The organism is Clavibacter sp. MX14-G9D, from assembly GCF_032917815.1.
Taxonomy (GTDB): Bacteria; Actinomycetota; Actinomycetes; order Actinomycetales; family Microbacteriaceae; genus Clavibacter; species Clavibacter michiganensis_K.
On the sequence record NZ_JAVCVL010000408.1, the window covers coordinates 1 to 859 of the forward strand.

Annotated in this window: 2 pseudogenes; both read right to left on the bottom strand. The window is 78.2% G+C overall.

The window, feature by feature from the left end:
- A pseudogene (locus tag Q6969_RS15990) lies at window positions 1–269 on the bottom strand (hypothetical protein); the annotation flags it as partial.
- 61 nt (window positions 270–330) lie between these two features.
- Window positions 331–859, bottom strand: a pseudogene (locus Q6969_RS15995) (hypothetical protein); the annotation flags it as partial.

Genomic DNA, 859 nt, shown 5'->3' on the forward strand with positions numbered 1-859 from the left:
CCCGCGGCCCACGCGAGGGGGCGCCGGGACGGGTCCCGCGGCGCTCCCGCGTCCTCCGGGGGATCCTCCGCCCCGCCCGGATCCCCGGTGCCGTCCGCGCCGTCACCCGCCGCGGCGAGCGACGCGCGCTCCCGGCGTCCCAGCTCGGCGGCCGCGCGGGTCCACCGGGGGTCGCCCTCGTCGACGCCCGGCGCGTAGACGACGCGCCGCAGGTCGTCGAGCGGCATGCCGCCCGGGTCGTCCTCCGGTCCTCGCGAGCGTCCGTCCATGGCGCGATCCCCTTCCCCCTGCCGACCCTGTCACACGACGCCGCGGCGCACCGCTAGCCCCTCAGTACGCGAGGAGGCGGCCCGGCGTCGTCAGCGTGATGAGGCCGTCGGTCGACCAGGTCGCGGTGACGTCGCCCGTGATGGTGCCGACGGAGCCGTCGCGGTTGCGGGACGGGAACACGGTCGTCCACGCGATGCGGAGGCCCGTGTCGGCGACCTGGTCGGGGGTGCCGCAGGTGAGGACCGCGGATCCGCCGTCCGGGAAGACCAGCAGGCAGAGGTCGCCCGTCACGGTGCGGGCGGCGTAGAGCCCGACGCTCGTCTGCACGCCGCGCACGGAGGCAGGATCCACGTCCGCGCGCACCTGGCGCGGCGGCAGGTCGGTGTCGGTCTGCTCGGAGTCGAGGATCGCGCCGATCGGGCGGCTGCGGGTGTCCGACAGCGACTCCGGGCCGAGGAGCGCGGGCGAGGCCGACGCGTTCGGCGAGGTGCCCGTGGTGCCCGTGGAGGCGGCGCCGGATCCGCCCGTCCGCGGGAGGTCGGACGCCGCGCTGTCCGAGCGGTCCGCGGCGGCGCCCGCGCCCGCGTCC